18 protein-coding genes are annotated in these 18,136 nt (G+C 62.2%); 9 read left to right on the top strand and 9 right to left on the bottom strand.

Annotated elements, in window-relative coordinates:
• Window positions 1-83 precede the first annotated feature (83 nt).
• The 4 genes from V1294_RS12730 to V1294_RS12715 all read right to left on the bottom strand — a co-directional run bounded on the left by V1294_RS12730 (window position 84) and on the right by V1294_RS12715 (window position 2,960).
• Complete coding sequence (locus V1294_RS12730; RefSeq protein WP_334497471.1) at window positions 84-815, bottom strand: amino acid ABC transporter permease; 732 nt, start codon at window positions 813-815, stop codon at window positions 84-86.
• Window positions 812-943 carry a hypothetical protein gene (locus tag V1294_RS12725; protein ID WP_334497469.1) on the bottom strand — a complete coding sequence of 44 codons (132 nt, stop codon included), beginning with the start codon at window positions 941-943 and terminating at the stop codon, window positions 812-814. The genes V1294_RS12730 and V1294_RS12725 overlap by 4 nt, the downstream gene beginning before the upstream one ends.
• Window positions 944-1,015: 72 nt before the next feature.
• Window positions 1,016-1,969: a dihydrodipicolinate synthase family protein gene (locus tag V1294_RS12720; RefSeq protein WP_334497467.1), complete on the bottom strand. Its 954-nt coding sequence runs from the start codon at window positions 1,967-1,969 to the stop codon at window positions 1,016-1,018.
• A gap of 73 nt (window positions 1,970-2,042) precedes the next feature.
• Window positions 2,043-2,960, bottom strand: coding sequence for a dihydrodipicolinate synthase family protein (locus V1294_RS12715; RefSeq protein WP_334497465.1), 918 nt, complete (start codon window positions 2,958-2,960; stop codon window positions 2,043-2,045).
• A 180-nt stretch (window positions 2,961-3,140) separates the two neighbouring features.
• Here V1294_RS12715 and V1294_RS12710 point away from each other — a divergent pair, with 180 nt between their 5' ends.
• The 7 genes from V1294_RS12710 to hydA all read left to right on the top strand — a co-directional run bounded on the left by V1294_RS12710 (window position 3,141) and on the right by hydA (window position 10,205).
• Window positions 3,141-4,199: a LacI family DNA-binding transcriptional regulator gene (locus V1294_RS12710; RefSeq protein ID WP_334497463.1), complete on the top strand. Its 1,059-nt coding sequence runs from the start codon at window positions 3,141-3,143 to the stop codon at window positions 4,197-4,199.
• Between the two features lie 3 nt (window positions 4,200-4,202).
• Window positions 4,203-4,571 (top strand): tautomerase family protein, encoded by a 369-nt coding sequence (locus V1294_RS12705; RefSeq protein WP_334497461.1) that lies wholly within the window; start codon window positions 4,203-4,205, stop codon window positions 4,569-4,571.
• A 15-nt stretch (window positions 4,572-4,586) separates the two neighbouring features.
• Window positions 4,587-5,729: an acyl-CoA dehydrogenase family protein gene (locus V1294_RS12700; RefSeq protein ID WP_334497459.1), complete on the top strand. Its 1,143-nt coding sequence runs from the start codon at window positions 4,587-4,589 to the stop codon at window positions 5,727-5,729.
• Between the two features lie 16 nt (window positions 5,730-5,745).
• Window positions 5,746-7,329 carry an acyl CoA:acetate/3-ketoacid CoA transferase gene (locus tag V1294_RS12695; protein WP_334497457.1) on the top strand — a complete coding sequence of 528 codons (1,584 nt, stop codon included), beginning with the start codon at window positions 5,746-5,748 and terminating at the stop codon, window positions 7,327-7,329.
• A gap of 9 nt (window positions 7,330-7,338) precedes the next feature.
• Window positions 7,339-7,839 carry a MaoC family dehydratase gene (locus V1294_RS12690; protein ID WP_334497455.1) on the top strand — a complete coding sequence of 167 codons (501 nt, stop codon included), beginning with the start codon at window positions 7,339-7,341 and terminating at the stop codon, window positions 7,837-7,839.
• A 72-nt stretch (window positions 7,840-7,911) separates the two neighbouring features.
• Window positions 7,912-8,748: an ABC transporter substrate-binding protein gene (locus V1294_RS12685; protein WP_334483563.1), complete on the top strand. Its 837-nt coding sequence runs from the start codon at window positions 7,912-7,914 to the stop codon at window positions 8,746-8,748.
• A 47-nt stretch (window positions 8,749-8,795) separates the two neighbouring features.
• On the top strand, window positions 8,796-10,205 hold the full coding sequence (hydA, locus tag V1294_RS12680; RefSeq protein WP_334497453.1) for a dihydropyrimidinase: 1,410 nt from the start codon (window positions 8,796-8,798) through the stop codon (window positions 10,203-10,205).
• 200 nt (window positions 10,206-10,405) lie between these two features.
• Here hydA and galE read toward each other — a convergent pair whose 3' ends face one another.
• A complete protein-coding gene (gene galE / locus V1294_RS12675; RefSeq protein WP_334497451.1) occupies window positions 10,406-11,437 on the bottom strand; it encodes a UDP-glucose 4-epimerase GalE in 1,032 nt (343 codons plus the stop codon).
• A gap of 515 nt (window positions 11,438-11,952) precedes the next feature.
• On the opposite strand from galE, the gene V1294_RS12670 reads away from it, so the two are divergent.
• Complete coding sequence (locus V1294_RS12670; protein WP_334483572.1) at window positions 11,953-12,264, top strand: hypothetical protein; 312 nt, start codon at window positions 11,953-11,955, stop codon at window positions 12,262-12,264.
• Window positions 12,265-12,289: 25 nt separating this feature from the next.
• Here V1294_RS12670 and V1294_RS12665 read toward each other — a convergent pair whose 3' ends face one another.
• Window positions 12,290-13,642, bottom strand: a complete 1,353-nt coding sequence (locus V1294_RS12665) for a polysaccharide biosynthesis/export family protein (RefSeq protein WP_334497449.1) — start codon at window positions 13,640-13,642, stop codon at window positions 12,290-12,292.
• A 20-nt stretch (window positions 13,643-13,662) separates the two neighbouring features.
• Window positions 13,663-15,192 (bottom strand): lipopolysaccharide biosynthesis protein, encoded by a 1,530-nt coding sequence (locus V1294_RS12660; RefSeq protein ID WP_334483577.1) that lies wholly within the window; start codon window positions 15,190-15,192, stop codon window positions 13,663-13,665.
• A 187-nt stretch (window positions 15,193-15,379) separates the two neighbouring features.
• On the opposite strand from V1294_RS12660, the gene V1294_RS12655 reads away from it, so the two are divergent.
• Window positions 15,380-16,171, top strand: coding sequence for a glycoside hydrolase family 16 protein (locus tag V1294_RS12655; RefSeq protein ID WP_334483579.1), 792 nt, complete (start codon window positions 15,380-15,382; stop codon window positions 16,169-16,171).
• Between the two features lie 5 nt (window positions 16,172-16,176).
• On the opposite strand, the gene V1294_RS12650 is transcribed toward V1294_RS12655, so the two are convergent.
• Together V1294_RS12650 and V1294_RS12645 are read right to left on the bottom strand one after the other, a co-directional pair.
• On the bottom strand, window positions 16,177-17,241 hold the full coding sequence (locus tag V1294_RS12650; protein ID WP_334504618.1) for a glycosyltransferase: 1,065 nt from the start codon (window positions 17,239-17,241) through the stop codon (window positions 16,177-16,179).
• Entirely contained in the window at window positions 17,238-18,134 is an 897-nt protein-coding gene (locus V1294_RS12645; RefSeq protein ID WP_334497447.1) for a hypothetical protein, read from the bottom strand. The genes V1294_RS12650 and V1294_RS12645 overlap by 4 nt, the downstream gene beginning before the upstream one ends.
• Window positions 18,135-18,136 lie beyond the last annotated feature (2 nt).

Raw genomic sequence — 18,136 nt, 5'->3', positions numbered from 1 at the left:
CCGTTCCTTAGTGGCGCGCACACCGAAGCTGCGCCTCGCGGTCGCAGCTTCGTTCCTCGCAACAAAATCTTCCCTCGGCACTTTCATGCCCTGGCCTCGAGGCCGGCTTGCGGCGACGACGCCGTTGCGGTGGTTCTTCGCGATCCTGTCGCGTTCGACCGGCCAAAGTGTTTTTCAAGGCGGCGCTGGATCACATCCCAGACCGAGGTGAGGATCAGGTAATAGGCGGTGGCGGCCGCATAGACTTCGAGGATCTGAAAATGCTCCTGCATCAGCATGTCGCTCCGGCGCATGATTTCCTCGACCGAGATGACGGAGGCGAGCGACGTCGCCTTCAGGAGCGAATTGATGGAGTTGCCGAGCGGTGGGATCATCAGGCGAAAGGCTTGCGGAAGCGTGATGCGCCGGAACGTCACCCATCTCGACAGACTTAGCGCCCAGGCGGCCTCCCGTTGCCCGGCAGATACGGCCATGAAACCGCTGCGAACGATTTCAGCAAGATACGCAGCTTCATTGAGGATCAATCCGACCAGGGCGCAGGTGATCACGTCGAACTTGATGCCCAGCTGCGGCAGGCCGCTGTAGATCACCACGAGCTGGATCAGGAGCGGCGTGCCGCGAAAGAACCAGATGTAGAACCGGGCGAAGCCGCTGAGCACAGGATTGGATGACATGCGCATCAGCGCAATGCCCATCCCCAGAATAAGCCCGCCAACGACTCCGGCAACCGTCAAGCCGATGGTGACGAGTACCCCCTTCATCAGGAAGAAATTGAAAAAGTAGTCGACGCTGGCCGCCAGATTGAAATGGGTCATCGGCTCATCTCCGTGTGGTATTCGGCAGCAATTTTCATGCCGCCGTCGGGAGCGACGAAAATCGAGATCGCCCGCACAGCATGAGCCACCATGTACATCAGCTTCGAGCGCTCCTCGAACCCAAGCATGTCGCTATCAATTCCGTCGGTCCGACCTGCCGAACGATAGGAATGAAGGCTTCGTCGGACATGACGGCGCCCTCAAGTCAGGTGAATGTCGCCGGCGCAGCGCGCCGCACCGAGCGTCGTTGCGATGGCGTCGCAAAGATCAGGCAGAACCGGCAACAACGGCGGCCGCGGATTCGCATTGCGGATCAGCCCCAATGCCTTGAGGCCCACCTTCATGCGCGTATGCATGTCGACGATCGGCGCCGGGCCGTAAATCGCCCGGACGATCGGGTGGAGCCGCTCGTTCACGACGCGCATCGCCTTGAGGTCGTCAGCGACCGACGCCTGCCAGAGTTCGATAAACAGATGCGGAGCCAGGCTGACGAGCCCGGACAGGATACCGTCGCCACCGACAGCGAGCTGCGGCAAAAACCAGTTGTAATTCGACGGTAAGACCGCGACCTCCGGATCGGCTTCTTTCACGGCCCGTCGGTTCTCGTCATAGGCGAGCATCGTGTCGCTACCCTCCTTGACGGCGATGACGCGGTCGATGGCCGCTATTTCTGCGAGCGTCTGCGTCGAATAGCCGAAGCCGGACGCCACCGGATACTGGAAGATAGACACCGGGATTGCGATTGCCTCGCTAACCGCCAGCACGAAGGCGACCGGCGCGCGCGGTGTGGCCGATGCACCGCCACCAATGGCAGCAGGCGGAAACAGGACCGCGCAGGCCGCACCGGCGGCCTCGGCGAGCCGGGCCTGCCGGATGGCCTCTGCGGTCGAGTGCGCGATGATGCCGGCAAGCAGCGGCTTGCCGCCGATATGGGCCCGGGTCCGCGCGATGACCGCCTGACGCTCTTCGTCCGACAGCGAGGCGCCCTCGCCCGCATGCCCGTTGACGAAGACAGCCGCGATGCCGTCGGGACAGGCACAATAATCCAGCAGCCGGGCATAGCCGTCCCAGTCAATCGACAGGTCGTCCTTGAACGGCAGCACGGTGGCGACGGTGACGCCGCGCAGATCGAGTTTTTTCATCAGATCGCTCATGACGGTTTGCGCCGCCGAACTGTACGAACTGTACGACCACGAAGAACGGATGCGATCATGCTGCGCCCTTTCCTCATCCGGCGTTCTGCCTTGATGCCGCGGTCACGCCCGGCCACACCAGACCGAACTTCGCCACCAGTGCGCGCGCGGCTGCATCCTGCGGGCCCGGCAAGGGCAGACGGGGCGGACGCGGCACGCCCGCGGAAAAGCCCATGTGACCGAGCAACGCCTTGGTGCCGGCAACGTAAGCCTGGCCACCGACGAATTCGATCACCGGCAAATAGTCGAGATAAAGCTTGCGCGCCGCATTGATCCCGCCTTCATCCGCGACGAGGCTGAAGATGCGCGCCATGGCCTGAGGTACGACGTTGGAGGCAACCGCCACCCAACCCTGCGCACCCTCCACGAAAGATTCGAAACCGAGGATGCCGCCGAACACGGTCATCCGGTCACCGCACAGCCGGATGATGTCGCGCACGCGCGTTACTTCGAGCGTCGACTCCTTGATGTAAAGACAGTTATCGATCTCGGCGAGTCGCGCCACCAGTGCCGGCTTGAGATCGACATTAGCGGTCGCGGGATTGTTGTAGACCATGATGGGCAGTGAGATCGCATCGGCCACTGTCTTGTAGTGATGGACGACCTCGTCGTCGGTCGGCGTCGAATAGAACGGCGGGATAATCATCACGCCGTCGGCGCCCAATTTTTCGGCACGGCGGCTGAGGCGCACCACTTCCCGCGTATCCTCCGCGCCGGTCCCAATCAGCACAGGCACGCGCCCCGCCGCCTGGGTGATGACCGTCTCAGCCACCAGAACCTTCTCGTCATCGTTGAGCGAGAGGAACTCGCCGGTCGAGCCGAGCGGAATCAGCCCGTGGATGCCCTGCCCGATCTGCCAATCGACAAACCCCCGCAACGCCTCGGCATCAACCTCACCGGCCGGCGTGAACGGCGTGATCATGACCGTGTAGGTACCGCGAAATGTCTTCATCGAAGAACTTCCAGTTGCTCAGGTGAACTCGGGCAGCGGCCTATCGCGGACCTCGACGGCGCTGCAATCGATTGCAGGATTGACGCTGATTTGGGCAGAACCCATCTCTAATTTAGGCTTGCACACGTAAATTTCCGCCAATACTGTTTTGCAATCGTTTCCATTTTAGCGGCGAGATTGATGAGCGTCACGCTCAAAGATGTGGCACTGGCGGCCCGCGTTTCGATCAGCACAGCCTCGCGCGCGCTGGGCGGCAGCGGATTGACGAGCGAGCGCACCCAGCAGCGCTTGACGCGCATTGCGCGCGAGCTCGGTTACCGTCCCAACCCGATCGCGCGCGGACTCAAGACCGGACAGTCGCGGCTGGTGGGGCTGTTGGTCCACAACCTCGCCAACGCGTCGTTCCAGGTGATGGCCGAGGTGGTGCAGGCGCGGCTGAAGGCGCTCGGCTACCAGATGCTGCTGTGCATCGCCGGCGATGATCCGCAGCTCGAAAGCGACACGCTGACGACACTTGCCGACCATCGTGTCGACGGACTGATCGTTGTGCCCACGGGCAAGAACGGCGCCCGCCTCACCGCTCTGGCAAATGAAATCCCGATCGTCTGCCTGGTGCGCCGCGACGACGGGACAGACCTCGAGACCGTACTCGCCGACGATTCGGAAGGCGCCTTTGTGGGCACGCGGTACCTGACCGGGCTCGGGCACCGGCGGATCGGCCTTATTGTCGGCCGTCCAGATACGACTTCGGGACGCGAACGACTGTCGGGATATGTCCGCGCATTGCGCGAGGCGTCGATACCCGTGGACGATACGTTGATCCATGCTGGCCATTTCGAGCCGGAAACCGGCGCCGCCTCCTGTCGCAAGCTGCTGGATCTCACCGAACCCCCCAGTGCGATCTTCGTCGCCAACCACGAAGCGACGCTCGGCGTCCTGCGCGTGACGGCGGAGCGTGGCCTGTCGATTCCCGACGATCTGTCGTTACTCTGTTACGAGCATTCGCCCTGGTTCGAATGGCATCGCCCGGCCATCAGCATCGTCGATAACGGCGCGCGCGACCTTGCCAATCTCGCGGTCGACCGGCTGCTGCACCGTATGGACGCCAAGGGGACTGGCGCCGATAGCGTACGCGAATATCGCGTCGGCGCCCGGCTGGTGATCCGCTATTCCTGCCGCCCGTTCGATCCGTCCGCGCGCGGATCTTCTGCAACCAAATTGTCCAGATCGAAGGCCTGACCGATGCCCTATGTCGAAATTCTTGCGCCGCCTGCCCCACCGCAAAGCAAGGCCTCGTTGGCAAAGTCCATCACCGACGGTCTGATGTCGGCCTTCGGCGTCGGTGCGCAGACGATCACCCTCTATTTCCTGCCAATCGCTCCCGGCGACTACGCCCATGCCGGCGAGATGGGACCGCAAGGCACCAGCCAGCGTATCCTGCTCAAGGTGCACGCGTTCCGCCGCAGCGAGGCCGAGCGCCGCGCCGCCGCGGCCGCGCTGACGCGCAGCGTCTGCAGCGCCTATGGCGTGCCGGGCACTGATGTCGCCACATACTTCCTCGACCGGGAGAAGGACGAGGTCGCCCACGATTCCAAACTCGCCAGCGACTGAGGGAAGCGTCACGCCATGGACCGTTTCTACACCGAGGACCAGAAGGCGCTGCGAGACACGGCGCGGCGCTTCGCACAAGCCGAGATCCTGCCGCGCGCGGCCGCGATCGATCGCGACGACCGCTTCGACCGTTCGCTTTACAAGGGCATGGCTGACCTCGGCCTGTTCGGCATCTGCTTGCGCGAAGGCGCGGGCGGCGCAGGGCTCGACGCGGTCGCGGCCTGCATCGCCATGGAAGAGCTGGCACGTTGTTCGGGCGCGGTGGCCAACGCTTTCGCCATCCCCGTCGAGGCGGTGCTGTTTTTCGACCAGCACGGCACCGAGACGCACAAGGCACTGATCCCGCAGATCCTGAGCGGCAAGATTATCCCCGCCACCGCCGTCTCCGAACCCGACCACGGCTCTGATGTCGCCGGCATCAAGACGACCGCGGTGCGCGACGGCAACGGCTGGCTGCTCGACGGCACCAAGGCCTGGGTGACGCTCGGCGGCGTCGCCGACCGCATCATGGTGTTCGCCCGAACCGGCGCGGAGGGTGGACACCGCGCCATCTCCTGCCTGCTCGTCGATGGCACGTTGCCGGGCATCGCGCGCGGCAAGAACGAGGAGCTTCTGGGCATGCACGGCCTGGAGGATTGCCAGATCACCTTCTCTGGCGTGCGTCTGCCGGCCGACAGCGTGATGGGACCCGAGAACCAGGCCTTCAAGATGGCCATGAGCAACTTCAATTTCAGCCGCCTGATGATGGCGTCGATGGCGCTCGGCATGGCACAGGCCGCGTTCGAGGATGCCACCGCCTACGCAAAGGACCGCAAGCAGTTCGGCCAGCCGATCATCGGTTTTCAGGCGATTCAGTTCATGCTGGCCGACATGGCCACCGACATCGCCGCCGCCCGCCTTCTGATCCACCACGCCGCGCGCCTGCACGACGCCCGCGAGCCGATCGCCAAGGAAGCCGCACAGGCAAAGCTGTTCACCACCGACATGGCGATGAAGCACGTCTCCAACGCGCTGCAGATCCATGGCGGCAACGGCTATTCACGCGACTACCGCATCGAGCGGCTGTTCCGCGACGTGCGCCTCGCGCAGATTTATGAGGGCACCAACCAGATCCAGCGCCTCATCATCGCCCGCCAGGTCGAAAAGGAAGCCGCATGAATTGGAGCGTGCAACCGTGCTGAGCATCATCACCGCGGCGCAGGCCGCGAACCTGGTTCGCGATGCCGATACGCTGATCGTCGGCGGCAATGGCGGTACCGGCGTGGCGGAAGCCATTCTCGATGCGCTGGAGCAGCGTTTCCTCGGCGGCGGTGGGCCGCACGGGTTAACGCTGATCAACATCACAGGCGTCGGCGCCGTGACCGAGAAGGGTCTATGCCATCTTGCCCATGAGGGCCTGATTGCGCGGGTGGTCGGCGGCAATTTCGGGCTGCAGGTGCCGTTCATGCGCCTGGTGCGCGACGAACTGATCGACGCCTATAATTTCCCTCAAGGCGTGATGAGCCAGCTCTGCCGCGCCATGGCCGCGAAGCATCCCGGCGTGCTGACCCATGTCGGCCTCAACACCTATATGGATCCGCGCCAGGACGGCGGGCGCATGAACGCGCGCACCACCCTTCCGCTGGTCGACCTCGTCGAGCTGCAGGGCCAGCCATGGCTGCTCTACCGCGCGCCTGCGCCTCCGAACGTCGCCATCATCCGCGGCACCTCGGCCGACGAAGACGGCTATATCAGCATGGAGCACGAAGGCACGACGCGCGAGGATCTCTCGATCGCGCAGGCCGTGCACAATGCCGGCGGCACGGTGGTTTGCCAGGTGAAACGGATCGTCAAGCGCGGCTCGATCCATCCGCAGATGGTCAAGATTCCCGGCTTCCTGATCGACCATGTGGTGCTCGAACCCGACCAGATGCAGACCTACGGCACGGTCCACGATCCCGCCCGCTGCGGCGAGACCCGCGTACCGGTCGCAATGATCACGCCCGACCCGCTCACCGAACGGCGAGTGATCGCGCGCCGCGCTACTTTCGAGCTGCGCCCGCGCGACGTGGTCAATCTCGGCGTCGGCATCTCCGCGATGATCCCCAACGTCGCGGCCGAGGAAGGCATCTCGGATCTGATCACGCTGACGGTTGAATCCGGCGTGGTCGGCGGCGTGCCCGGCCATGCGCGCGAGTTCGGCACCGCCATCAATCCCCGCGCCATCCTCGATCAAGCCTACCAGTTCGATTTCTACGACGGCGGCGGCCTTTCCTGCGCCTTCCTCTCGTTTGCGGAGGTCGATGAGGCGGGCAATGTCAATGTCACCCGTTTCGGCGACCGTCGCGACGGCTCGGGCGGCTTCATCGACATCACCCAGAACGCCAAACGGCTGATCTTCAGCGGCACCATGACCGGCGGCAAGTTCGACATCGCCGTTGAGAACGGCCGGCTGGCGATCCGTCGCGACGGCGCCTTCCGAAAATTCGTGCCTCAGGTCGGCCAGATCAGCTTCAGCGCAGCGCTGGCCGCGCAGCGCGGTCAGGAAGTGTCCTACGTCACCGAACGCGCCGTGTTCCAACTGGAGAATGGCGGCATCACGCTAACCGAGATCGCCCCGGGCGTACGCCTGGAGCAGGACGTGCTGGCGCATATGGGTTTCCGGCCGCGCATCAGCCCCGACCTCCGGGATATGGACCCGCGCATCTTCCGGCCCGGGCCGATGGGAATCGGACAGAGCTTCGTTGAGCTGCCGGCTCGCCCGCGCAAGGTCGCCTGAGGACACGCCATGGAAACCACGGCCACCGCGTCGATCAATCTCCGCTACGAGGACATCGAACCCGGCACGCAGTTCGAAAGCGCGACGCATACCGTAACACCGGCCGATATCGAGGCCTTCGCCGACGTCACGCGCGATCATCATCCGCTGCATGTCGATGCTACTTACGCAAAATCCCGCGGCTTCCCGGCAGTGATCGCGCACGGGCTGTATGGCCTGTCACTGATGGAAGGGCTGAAGTCGGAATTGAAGCTCTATGAAGAGACTTCGGTCGCCTCGCTCGGCTGGGACGGAGTGCGCTTCAAGGCGCCGGTCGTCGCTGGCGACCGGCTCCGCGTGCGCTTTCGCTTCGTCGAGAAGCGGCCGACCCGCAACCCCGCACGCGGCGTCGTCATCGAAGCACTCGACCTGATCAACCAGCGCGACGAGGTAGTTACGGAAGCCCGCCATACTTCGCTGATCCTGACCCGCCAACCGGATCGCGCATCCAGTATGCCGGACGTGACATAACGAGACAACGAAAAGACGACCAGACCCGGGAACGCCGCCTTACCCATTCACTTTTACACAGGGGTTTACGTCATGCGACTTCTCAATATCTTCTCCGCCCTGGCCGTCCTGATCGGCCTCGTCCCAACAGCTCACGCGCAGAGCTGCACGCCGAAAGTGCCGGCATCCAGCCTGATCGAAGCCGGCAAATGGCAGATGTCGATCAACCCGACCCTGCCGCCGCAGCAATTCATCGACGACAAGGGCGAACTGCAGGGGCTCAATGTCGAATTGGCCCGCGAAATCGCCAAACGGATCTGCATCGAGCCGGTGTTCCTGCGGATGGACTTCCCGCCGATGATCCCGGGTTTGCGCTCCGGCCGCTTCGACACCATCAATACCGGCCTGTTCTGGACCGAGGAGCGCTCGAAGATGCTGTACCTCGTGCCCTACGCGCAGCAGGCGATCAGCATCTACACCGATCCCGCTTCCTCCCTGAAGCTGGAGAAGTTCGAAGATCTCGCCGGCCGTGTCGTCGGCGTTGAGTCGGCAACCTATACCGAGCGCAAGGCGCGCGAATTCAGCGCCGCGATGGTGGCGAAAGGACTCAAGGAAGTCGAGTTGCGCACGTTCACGACCGTTACCGCGACCTCGGCGGCCTTGCGCGCCGGACAGCTCGAAGCGGCGCTCAACATCAACGAGACCGCCAACTCGCTCGAACAGCGTGGCATCGCCAAGATCTGGGTCAGGGACATTGCCGGCACCGACATTACCTTCGCCTTCCGCGACAAGCTGCTGGCGCAGGCGACGGCGGATGCTCTGACGGCCATCCGCACCGACGGTACCTATGACAAACTGTTCGACAAGTTCGGCATGACCAAGCTGAAAGCCACCACTTTCGTCATTCGCGGCGACGGTCCAACCAACTGACGGCAAGCGCCGCGGCCATTCGCAAACCGACCCGACGGGAGCGCGACATGACATTCGACACCATCATCCGCGGCGGCACAGTCGCGACGGCGTCCGACACCTTTGCCTGCGACGTCGGAATATCAGGCGGTCGGATTGCAGCACTCGGCCACGACCTCGGCGATGCGGGACAGACCATCGATGCTACCGGCCGGCTGGTCCTGCCCGGCGGCATCGACAGCCATGTCCACTTTTCCCAGCCGAGCGGACCGGGCATCGTCATGGCCGATGATTTCGAAAGCGGCACACGCGCCGCCGCCTTTGGCGGCAACACCACGGTGCTGCCGTTCTGCCTGCAGGAACGCGGACAGAGCCTGCGTCAGGCGGTGCGGGACTATCACGCCAAGGCTGACGGCAACTGCTACATCGACGTCAGCTTCCATTTGATCATCTCCGATCCAACCGAGCAGGTTCTCGGCCAGGATCTCCCGGCACTGATCAAGGATGGCTACACCTCGTTCAAGGTGTTCATGACCTATGAAGACCTGGCGCTGAGCGATCGCCAGATCCTTGAGGTGATGGCAGTCGCCCGCGAAACCGGTGCGCTGGTCATGGTCCATGCCGAGAATTTCGACGCCATCCGCTTCCTCACGGATCGCCTCAAGCAAGCTGGCCATACCGCACCGCATTTTCACGGGGCATCCCGGCCGATTGCCGTCGAACGGGAAGCCACCCACCGCGCCATTGCGCTTGCAGAACTCATCGACGTCCCGGTGATGATCGTCCACGTCTCCAACCGGCAGGCGATGGAGGAAATCCGCCGCGCGCAGCAGCGCGGCCTGAAGGTGTTTGGCGAAACCTGCCCGCAATATCTTGTCTTGACCGAGAAGGACATGGAAGGGCTCAACATGGAGGGAACCAAATACGTCTGTAGCCCACCGCCACGCGATGTCCCAAGCCAGGTCGCCTGCTGGGAAGGATTGCAGCAAGGCACCTTCAGCGTTTTCTCCTCCGATCATTGCGCGTTCCGTTACGACACGACCGGAAAGCTCGCCCCGAAAGGCCGTACCAGTTTTCGTTGGGTGCCGAACGGCATTCCCGGCGTCGAGACGCGCCTGCCGATCCTGTTTTCGGAAGGTGTGGTCAAGGGTCGTATCGATCTGAACCGGTTCGTTGCCCTATCGGCGACCAACCATGCCAAGACGTACGGCCTCTATCCGCGCAAGGGCACGATCGCAATCGGCTCGGACGCAGACATTGCGATCTGGGATCCGGCGCGTGAGGTTACGATCAGCCAGGACATCCTGCATCACGGCCCCGATTACACACCCTATGAGGGTTTTCGTGTCACCGGCTGGCCGATGACCACACTGGTACGCGGTGAGGTCGTCGTCGCGAATGGCACCCTGGTCGGCCGCAAGGGAGCCGGCCAACATCTGGCGCGCGACGCTTCGCTGTTCGCCTCCGCCCGCGACTAACGTGACCCGCAGTTTTCGTTGGTTGTCGCCAAACTTTCTTTGGTCTCCCGGTGCACGGCTGACTGCGACCCCCCTTCGGGACATTCCGCCCCTTCCTTGGTCAGACGATAGGACGCGCGCATCAAGTAACCCCCTTTTCCGTCCCGACCTCGGCGGTCCTTCGTAATGTGTCTTAAAACCAACACCGTAAGTAAGTCTGATCATGCCGGAACGCCGAATTTCAGCTGCCGCTCCCAGCTCAGTGCGTGCTGCACGATCTGCTCGAGATGGTCGTGACACGATCTCCACCGCAGGATGGACTTCGCCTTTGCGTTGGATGCCACGAGGATAGCCGGATCGCCGGGCCTGCGTTCGCGCGTCCTCACGTCGAAATCGACGCGGCACACGCGCTTGACGACATCGATCACATCCAGGACCGAGTAGCCGCGGCCATACCCCACATTGCAGGTCAGGGACTCTCCCCCGCTTCGCAGATACGTCAGCGCATCGACGTGCGCCTGCGCGAGATCGGTGACGTGCACATAGTCCCGAATGCAGGATCCATCCGCGGTTGGATAATCGCTGCCAAACACGTCCATGCCCTGCCGCCGACCCAGCGCCGCCTGCACCGCGACGTGTATGAGATGAAATGCCTCTCGCGTGGACTGCCCCGAACGCCCCGCCGGATCGGCCCCTGCGACATTGAAGTAGCGCAGCGCACAATACCTGAGCGAGGTTGATGCTGCTGCATCCCGTAGCATCCATTCGATGGCAAGCTTCGAACGGCCGTATGGGTTGATTGGGAGCGTCGCGTTTTCCTCTTCAATTGGGATCGTTCGCGGCTCTCCGTAAACAGCGGCCGTCGACGAAAATATGAAGTGTAAAACGCCAGCGCGCTCAGCCTGGGAGATCAGCGCATGCGTGTTCACGGTATTGTTCAAATAGTATTTTCCGGGATCACGAACGGACTCAGCGACCGATATGCTGCCGGCAAAATGCATGATCGTATCGACAGCATGGTCCTGCAGGATCTTGGCGACCATCGCAGTGTCGCCGCAGCTTGCACGATAGAAGGGCACGCCTTCCGGGACGGCGGCCTGCAGACCCGTGGATAGATCGTCGATTACGACGGCTCGCTCGCCCGCATCCAGCAGGGCCAGGACCGCGTGGCTTCCAATGTAGCCTGCTCCGCCGGTGACCAGCACGCTGCTGCCATTCATCAATCGCGTCGCCCGGAAGTCCTGCATCGTCATTCACCTTCTGTCCGTGCTGATCCTGGCCGCGGCCGTAAAACGGGTGGTCACACGCCCCTCTCGTCCCTTCCTGAGCAGAACTGGTCTTCAATCTTCCCAACAAGCAGGGCCGATGGCGATTTCGCCTGCATCGTCGGCGCCGAGGAGCCTGTAGACTTTCCAGGTCATCAGAACTTTCTTGCAGTGCTGGCACCTGACCTCGTCGCTATCGCCCAGCCTTGGTGGAGGCGCGATAGAGGCAGAGCCGCACGTGTCGCATGCAAAGTCTCTTGCGATCTTCATTACGACCTCTTCGTTTCCCGGTGGAACCGGCAATCGCTCTGCTCCTGCCCCGGATCCCATTCTGTTCCTCGAGCTCTCGAAGGTGGCCTCCTGCCCATTTTTTAGGCGCGACTTATTGATTTGTTCATGCATCTTGACGCTAATATTTGTCGGATAGAACGCAGCTTATCGACAGAGATCGGGGCGCGTTCCGATTGGATCGCCGACGCGACCGACCGCAAAGGTAGCTCAGAATGCTCGCGGGCATGTTGTTCACGGCCGCAGGCTTTGCCTGCGGCGTCGTTTTTCGACTCGGCGCTTTTGCAATCGGCGTCGCGGCACTCATTGCCGGATACGCACTGCTGCTCGGCTTGGCCAACGCCTCCTGGAACGTGCTTGCCATCGAGTTGCTGTTGGCGCTGCTTTTTCTGCAAGTCGGATACGTGGGAGCCGTCGTCGCACGAATATGTCTCATAAAGCTGAAGGCTCGTTCGCCCGGATTTGCCCGGCTGCATGCGATTCTGCATGTCGCGCGCGCGAGCAAGACCGACCATTCCACAAGCTGAAGCCCGTTTGATTGCATGCTCCGCTCTACTGCTCACCCGATTGCGAAACGATGGTGGCGTAGTTCCCCGCGTTGAATGCCGTTGTCGCGACACCCTTGCGTGAGACTGACGCTGCAGCACCCGGCGCGCGATTGACCTCGACGCGAACAACGTCGCCAGGTTCCACAAGCGCTCCGTCGTCAGCCGGGAATGTTGCCATCGCGCCGTCCTTGCGCCGCTGTATCCAGTAGGAAAGCGACTTCCCGCCGCCCTCATTTTGAGCCGTCCGCGGCGACGTCGCTGTCTCGGCGACAAGCGTTTCAGACGTACTCATTCGATTGATCAGCTGCTCGATGCTGGCCTTGGCCTCCCGCAGTTCGGACGAGGCTTTCGCCTTGCCGTCTTTGACCAGATCGGTCGCATCGCGCTCCGTCTTCCGCACTTCCTGCTGCGCCCGCACTAACGCGGTTTGCACATCAAGCATTCCGCTTTGAATATCTGCGGTCGTGCGCTCCAGCGCGAACTGCCGCGACGTGACTGCAAGCCCCTTATCGACAAGCGCGCCAACGGTACTCAGCTCGCGCTGGGCCAGGGCGACCTGCTTCTCCTGTGTCGCCAGCTTGCTCTGCAGCGAGGTAATCTCCTTCTCATACAGCGATCGCAGTTCCGACAAGGCCGCGAGCTGCGATTGCTGCGCGTCGCGCCGGGTTATCAGGATCGTTGCCTCCTCTGCCAGGAGACTTCCGATATCCTTCTTGTTAGCGAGCTCGGGCGGGAGAGTGATTGTGTTCTGCTCGGCAAGCTCAGCTTCGAGCCGAGCGCGGCGGATGTAGGTCCGCCACAGTTCCAGACGTGCAGCTTCGACGTTTCCTGCCGCGTTGATCTGCTCCCGCATCCCGGCTTCGCTTGGCCGATGCAAGCCGCCAGCTACGCCGACTGCCTGCAAGACGCTTAAGCCGGGACGAAAGCTGAATTCACCGGGGCGCTCCACATCGCCAAGCACGTAGAACGGGCGATACTGGACTATCTCGACCGCCGCTTCCTGCGCGCCCATAAAGCCGGTGCGCTTGTACAGTTCTGCCGTGATCGCACGAGCGAGTTGGTCGCTGGTCCGCCCTTCCGCGGCGATTTCGCCGATCATCGGCAAAGAGACGCGACCAGCAGGATTTACGGTGTATTCCGCGCCAAGCGGTGTCCACTCGTAGTATTCGGCCTTGCCGGCGCGCCATTCGACGACCTTCAGGCGCAGTTTGTCCTGAGGGCCAAGAAGATATTCAGCGCTGAAAGCCGGTGCGGCGAGAAGTTGAAGCACGCAAAGAGCCGCAAGCGATGCGCCGATCCTCGGCGGCGCGACGCGATGGCTCCAGGTCGAAGCCGTAGTCCATGTCTCCATCGGCATACGGTGGTCCTCTTCTGATCTCATGGCGGCAGCATTCTTTCATTCCGCTTCGTTGCACTTACGAAAGCTGCAAGACGAGCAGCGATCTCCGCGAGAGCCGGCGGCAGCGATCGCGTAAGATTAGTCAGGAAAGCTACATCACCAGGCTCGACCGCGTTCACTACGCGCAGCCCAACCACGTAGACCGCCGCTCCTGCGGCAATCGCCAACGGTATGCTTGAAGGATGGCCGACAACCCTGATGCCGACGGATGCCGCCGCAGCGCTGGCGAGTGCAACTGCACAGAGCTTCAGCACCGCAACCACCGGAATGGTGAACCCGAGCCGCTGCACTACGAACCAGCAACCCAGGCCGATCATCAAGATCTGAATTGCCACCCGCGCGGAAGCGGCGCCTATCACGCCGAATTCGGGGATCAGCAGAAAACCAGCGGCCAGCGCACATGCGGCACCACAGAGGGAGCTTACGAATACGAAGTCGCTTCGCTCGAGCGCCTGCACCAAGCTGGTGGCGATTGTCGACAACACGCTCAGCGCTGCAACGGAAACAAGGACCATTGCCGCCGGCACGGCAGCGACGAACTTGTCGCCATAGAGAGCCGGCAGCAGCTCTGGAATAATGGCAGCGGTGCCAAAACATATCGGAAATACGAGTGCCGCCAGAAGCCGGACCGCGGCAGCGAACTGCCCTCTCATGCCATCCAGATCGTCGCGCCCGCGTTTCTCGGCAAGCGACGCGAGCACTGCGCTTGTCAGCAACATGGGGCCCTGAACGGCGAGCTGGGTCAGCGCCAGGGCAACCGCGAACATCGCCACCGAATCCATTCCCCAGTAGCGTTCAAGGAAGAACAGCTCGATCCGCGACCAGACAATGGCACTGGTGACATTGGCGCCCCAACAGTAGAGGGCAAACGAGGTCACGCGCCGGCTCAGCGTGCGATCGATTGACGCCGGCCCGAACATCGCTGACAGGCACACCACTGAAGGAACCAGCATCCCCGCAGCGTAACCAGCCAATGCGCCCGTGATCCCGAACAACAGTGAACCGCCGATCACGGCGAAGACCTGAAGCAACAGCGAAACGCCAGCGATGCGCGCCGCCATTAAAAATTCTTGCCGTCCCCTCAAGCGAGCATAGGTGTAAGTGGTCAACGCCTGGCCGACGACAAGCAGGATCATGAGGACGACCAGCGGCATTGATGCGCCCTTCGCCGCATCGCCACTGAGGAACTCTGCAACGGATCGCTGACCATACATCCACACCATCGTGCCAGAACAGATGGCCGCGATAAGCGCCGCAATCACGAGCCGTCGCGAGAGGTTTCTGTCCAGATGTGCCGCCACGCTGGACTGTCCGCTCCCGTGCAGGAACGGCAGGAACCGTCCAACAGCGGACGATAGACCCAGATCGACGAAGGGCGCGGCCATCCAAACAAGCCAGATAACATAGGCGACCGATCCCGTCTCGTTCACGCCAAGTGTACGAGCCACGGCAATGCTGCTGAGGAAGCTCGCAAGCGCAATTGCACCTCCCGCCAGCGCGCCAAGCATCGAGTTCTTCACGAACCTAGACATGCAGTGCGCCCTTTTGGACTTCCAGCTTGCATGCCGACGGCCACTGCATAATAGGTCCAGACCTGTCGAGCCACCGATACTTGCGATGCATGACATCGTCATCAAGCATCGCTATGGTTCTTTCGGGTCGGAGGCCTTCCCCTTTAGGGTATGAGGCGTTGACATGGTTACACGAGTTCTTTTGCTCCTTCTTGTACTGGCTGGATTTCCGACGCTCGGGCGCGCCGACACCGGCGACGAACTCAATCTTTCGGATCTCATACAAACCTTCAGCGAGGATTTTGACGCGTTGGACGTGTCCGCGTGGGGACCGGGAACGCGCTGGATCGCTCACACGCCGTGGAACGGCGACTTTGGGAGCGCGGCCTTCGCGGATCCGAAGCCGGGCTTTCCATTCACTACGCAGAACGGCCAGCTCCGCATCGAAGCCGCCAAAGGCGCAGATGGGAAGTGGCGCGGCGGGCTTCTGGCGTCCGTCGATCGGGAAGGCAAGGGCTTTGCGCAGCAGTTCGGGTACTTTGAAATGCGAGCCAGGTTTCCAGCGGGCAAGGGCCTTTGGCCCGCCTTCTGGCTGATCGGTCTCGATCGGTCTACTCATACGTCCGAGGTCGACGTGGTCGAGCACTACGGCCATATTCCCGCGCGTTACACCGCTTCGGTTCACGTGTGGGATCGCAAGGAGCCGAAAAAATCGCGCACGACGCACAAGTTCGTCGCGGTGCCGCCCAACTCCCTCTACGCAGACTTCCACACCTATGGTGTAAAGATCGACGGCGAGTGGACGCGATTCTATTTCGATCGTCGTGAGGTCGGGAGCGTGCCGACGGCCGCCGAACATCATCAGCCGATGTACATGCTGATCGATCTCGGGCTTGGCGCCGGATGGCCGATCGACGAGGCACCGAGCCCGTCCTACATGTATGTCGACTATGTCCGGGCGTGGCAGAAGCGCTGAGGCAGTCATGCCGCAATCCTCGTGGCAACTGCCAGAAAGGCGTCGATCTGCTGCTTGAAGTCGAGTTCCGGGCGGCGCGAATGCGCCAGCGCTGCCTGCCGCAGATGCCGGTAATACAGATCGTCGGACCACATCCGCCTCAACTCGGTGGCCCAGGTGCAGGCAGGCGCGTCATACTTGATGATGGCCCCGCCTGCACCGACCGTCTCCGGCAATGCGCCACGATCGCTCGCCAGCACGGGAATTCCGCTGAACTGTGCCTCTGAGACGACGCGGCCCCAGGTCTCCGCCTCCCATTGACTCGGTACCAGCAATACACGTGTCGAGGCATAGATCGGCGACATGTCGTCGCTGCGCTCGACAAGTTCGACATTGGCCAGCCTGTGGATGCGCCCCTTCAGCAGTGCGGCCTGGCGCATTCTCAGGGGCCACCCCTTCACGAAGCGGAACGGAATGTCCGGACATTGCTCGGCAATCGCGAGGGCGACATCGACGCCCTTTTCGGCCACCGGATTGATGAAAGTGACATAACGACGATCACCGGCCAGGCGATAGCGCTCGGCCCGGAACACAGGCGGAATGACGCAGGCATGAATCCCGAACCGTTCGCGGAACCTTCCCGCAGTAAACTCCGAGTTGGCTATATAGGCGTGAAAAGGAAGACCTCCGCTGGAGCCGGTCCAACGCCTGCGGCCGATTTCAAACTCCAGCCCGTGCAGATAGGCGATCGCCGGCACGCCGCGGCGGACGAACGCCTTGGCGATCTCAACCATCTTCCCGTTCTGAACCACGACCAGACGAGGCAGAGGCAGCCCGTCTAGACTGTCCCACGGCTTGCGCGATCGGTAGACATCGTAGCCAAGCTGCCGGTCCACGCATACGTCGGTCCCACGAAGAAAGTTGGCGGCAGCTCGCAACGCTCCATCCACTCGCCGTAGCGGCAACCGCGACAACACGGAGGTCTTGACTCCGCGGCGGTTCAGTTCGAGCGCGAGTTCATGCGTATTGACTTCCAGACCACCGACGACGTGGGGAAGGTATGACGTGCCACTGGCTAGTAGAATACTCACAAACTGCCTCTGTCCGAATTTGATTTCTCTACAATTCCAACAGTCTCGACTTCCGGCTGCCGTTTTGCGGTGAGATAGAGCCACATCTGCGTTCCAGTCCGTCGCTCGTTCATGAGTTCGACAGCGGTGCGCGGCATGAACTTCGAAAGTTCGGGGATAATCGCCGCGGGGAAGTCTGCAAGGGAACGCGGCCGCGCGACAATCTGCTCAACATTGTGCGTTTCCGAAAATCGCGCCTTCAACTTTTCGGTACAGTTGGGCACGAAGGCGTCATGCGTTTCCACCAGGATGTCGGCGCAGGACAAGCGTGGGACCTTGGTGAGGTCGAGCATATCAAGCTCTCCGCCTTCGATATCTGCGAGCACCAGGGTCGGACCGGGGAGTTCGGCGAGTTCGGCCCCGAGGTCATCCGGATGGCAGAAGCCCCTGAGCGTAAACCGGGCGCAAACGCCGTTCAGAACAGCCGCCCGCAGCAGGCCGGCATGATGCTCCAGCTCCCCCTCGAAGGCTGTAACCTTCGTCCGTGGCATTTGCCGCAAGAATCCGATGGCGTAGTACCCATCAGCCGCACCGACATTGATGATGCGCGGATAGCCGCGCGCAATCACCCGACGCACAACGTCATGCAGCTCGATCTCCTGCGTGCCGAGAAGATAACCGAGCAGATTTCGGCTGGAGACCGGGGTCAAGCTCAGATGCATTCCCCTAAACGGGCCGGAGAGTACTGTGTCAGCAGCGCGATGACGGACTAGGGCCGCAGCCGCATTCCAGCGGGGCATCGCAAGCCAGCGTAGCAGGGCTCGGGCTGATGACGGAAGCAGCCTCCGATAGGAGCGGTAAACGCTCATCGCGACCGAGGAGGACTCGATGGCGTTCCACGTTGCGTGCTGCATGA

It is taken from the genome of Bradyrhizobium sp. AZCC 1678, assembly GCF_036924765.1.
GTDB classification, from domain to species: domain Bacteria; phylum Pseudomonadota; class Alphaproteobacteria; order Rhizobiales; family Xanthobacteraceae; genus Bradyrhizobium; species Bradyrhizobium algeriense.
The sequence above is the reverse complement of the archived record's forward strand: the minus strand, read 5'-3'. Positions and strand labels throughout refer to the sequence as shown.

Coding starts and splice junctions, on each gene's coding strand:
- V1294_RS12730 (WP_334497471.1), bottom strand. CDS start 815: ATGACCCATTTCAATCTGGCGGCCAGCGTCGACTACTTTTTCAATTTC.
- V1294_RS12725 (WP_334497469.1), bottom strand. CDS start 943: ATGCTTGGGTTCGAGGAGCGCTCGAAGCTGATGTACATGGTGGCTCAT.
- V1294_RS12720 (WP_334497467.1), bottom strand. CDS start 1,969: ATGAGCGATCTGATGAAAAAACTCGATCTGCGCGGCGTCACCGTCGCC.
- V1294_RS12715 (WP_334497465.1), bottom strand. CDS start 2,960: ATGAAGACATTTCGCGGTACCTACACGGTCATGATCACGCCGTTCACG.
- V1294_RS12710 (WP_334497463.1), top strand. CDS start 3,141: ATGAGCGTCACGCTCAAAGATGTGGCACTGGCGGCCCGCGTTTCGATC.
- V1294_RS12705 (WP_334497461.1), top strand. CDS start 4,203: ATGCCCTATGTCGAAATTCTTGCGCCGCCTGCCCCACCGCAAAGCAAG.
- V1294_RS12700 (WP_334497459.1), top strand. CDS start 4,587: ATGGACCGTTTCTACACCGAGGACCAGAAGGCGCTGCGAGACACGGCG.
- V1294_RS12690 (WP_334497455.1), top strand. CDS start 7,339: ATGGAAACCACGGCCACCGCGTCGATCAATCTCCGCTACGAGGACATC.
- V1294_RS12685 (WP_334483563.1), top strand. CDS start 7,912: ATGCGACTTCTCAATATCTTCTCCGCCCTGGCCGTCCTGATCGGCCTC.
- hydA (WP_334497453.1), top strand. CDS start 8,796: ATGACATTCGACACCATCATCCGCGGCGGCACAGTCGCGACGGCGTCC.
- galE (WP_334497451.1), bottom strand. CDS start 11,437: ATGACGATGCAGGACTTCCGGGCGACGCGATTGATGAATGGCAGCAGC.
- V1294_RS12670 (WP_334483572.1), top strand. CDS start 11,953: ATGCTCGCGGGCATGTTGTTCACGGCCGCAGGCTTTGCCTGCGGCGTC.
- V1294_RS12665 (WP_334497449.1), bottom strand. CDS start 13,642: ATGCCGATGGAGACATGGACTACGGCTTCGACCTGGAGCCATCGCGTC.
- V1294_RS12660 (WP_334483577.1), bottom strand. CDS start 15,192: ATGCTTGGCGCGCTGGCGGGAGGTGCAATTGCGCTTGCGAGCTTCCTC.
- V1294_RS12655 (WP_334483579.1), top strand. CDS start 15,380: ATGGTTACACGAGTTCTTTTGCTCCTTCTTGTACTGGCTGGATTTCCG.
- V1294_RS12645 (WP_334497447.1), bottom strand. CDS start 18,134: ATGCAGCACGCAACGTGGAACGCCATCGAGTCCTCCTCGGTCGCGATG.